Consider the following 1,391-nt stretch of genomic DNA (forward strand, 5'->3'; position numbering starts at 1 on the left):
GCGGCTGCTGCTGACGGTCGACAGCTCGGAGTGGGACGGCGGCAGCATCAGCTGGAGGCCACTGGAGGACCGGAGCCGGCCGACACACCGTTGCGCCACCCCCACGGAGGTGGTCGTGGGCCGTTGGGGTGAGCTCAACATCTTCGCCTGCCCCGACGATCCCGGTCACCCGCACCGCTGGGGCCTCCAGTGACCCGTACGACGCGCGCCCGGGCGGGCCACCGGCGATTCGCGACCTCGAAACCCGCCGTGATCGCCGTTCCGGCCCGTGGGTGCGGACGCGAGGACTCGGCGGCGCCGCCGGGATATCCCGTTGTAGGACCGCTGGGACGGCCATAAGGTCACGGCATGTCCCTACGTGTCCGTATGCGGCAAGCCCTCCCGGCAGCTATGCGCGCCCGTGACAAGGCCGCTGTGAGCGCCCTGCGCTCGACGCTCGCCGCGCTGGACAACGCGGAGGCGGTGCCTGCCCACGGAACCGAACTGCGCGGCTCGGCGCTCGAACAGTCACCGGTCGGTGCCGGGGCCACCGAGGTGGCACGGCTCGAGCTGAGCGAGAGCGCGGTGGCGGAGATCGTACGAGCCGAGGCGGCCGAGAGACTAGAAGCCGCAGCGCAGTTGACCTCGCCCGTCCACGCCGACCGGGTCGCGCGGCTCCACGCGGAGGCTGCCGTGCTGTTTAGCCTCCTCGATGGCCCCAGCACGCCGTAGAACCCGGTTGCGTCCACCCGCCCCTGACCCGGAATCGACAGGGGGGAGGACGCGGTCAGCAGCCCCCTCCGACGGCCCCGACGGCCACCGGAAAGATCACCGGTGGCCGACCGGACCTCTGACGATCGGACACGACCAGGCCGGCCACCGGAATCCTCTACTGGACGACCCCGGCAGCCTCTGGTCTGACGTCTCCTTAGACGGCGAGTGTGTCCCAGTCGGCGAGCAGACGGGCCTCCTTCTCGGGGTCGATGCCCAGGGGAGTCCCGCCCTGCGTGTAGGGCCTTGCCGCGGGACCCCGGGAACGCACCCACTCCCAGGTGTCTCTCACCGAGTCGGCGACCGGGCGGCAGGTCATGCCGTGCGCCAGTGCCTTGGCGGAGGACGGAAGCCATACGCCGTCGAACACCGGCCCGCTCGGTGCCCACAACGGCAACTCCGTCCAGACGCCGATCCCCCGCTCGACCAGGAAGGCATCGTCCACCCACACCGGCTCAGCATCGGCCCCGGTCACCGCGATGCACTCACGCAGCAGGGCACCCCAGGTGGTGTTGGAACGCACCCCGGTCGCCAGAAAGCGCCCGGACCCTCCGGCTGACAGCTGATGCAGCATGAAGGCGGCGATGTCACGGGCATCGACCAACTGCATCGGCCGGTTCGGGTCGCCGGGAGCCACCAGG

General features: G+C 71.0%; 1 protein-coding gene and 2 pseudogenes. 2 read left to right on the forward strand and 1 reads right to left on the reverse strand.

Annotation, left to right across the window (positions count from 1 at the left end):
* A pseudogene (locus AOK09_RS34350) lies at window positions 1-193 on the forward strand (hypothetical protein); the annotation flags it as partial.
* A 197-nt stretch (window positions 194-390) separates the two neighbouring features.
* A complete protein-coding gene (locus AOK09_RS34355; protein WP_055591130.1) occupies window positions 391-711 on the forward strand; it encodes a hypothetical protein in 321 nt (106 codons plus the stop codon).
* 196 nt (window positions 712-907) lie between these two features.
* Here the strand turns inward: AOK09_RS34355 and AOK09_RS34360 are convergent.
* Window positions 908-1,391 (reverse strand): annotated as a pseudogene (locus tag AOK09_RS34360) (NAD-dependent epimerase); the annotation flags it as partial.

The sequence above is a fragment of the Peterkaempfera griseoplana genome, assembly GCF_001418575.1.
Taxonomy (GTDB): Bacteria; Actinomycetota; Actinomycetes; order Streptomycetales; family Streptomycetaceae; genus Peterkaempfera; species Peterkaempfera griseoplana.

Bases quoted from the DNA above. Each gene is read 5' to 3' on its own strand.
- AOK09_RS34355 (WP_055591130.1), top strand. From the start codon at position 391: ATGCGCGCCCGTGACAAGGCCGCTGTGAGCGCCCTGCGCTCGACGCTC.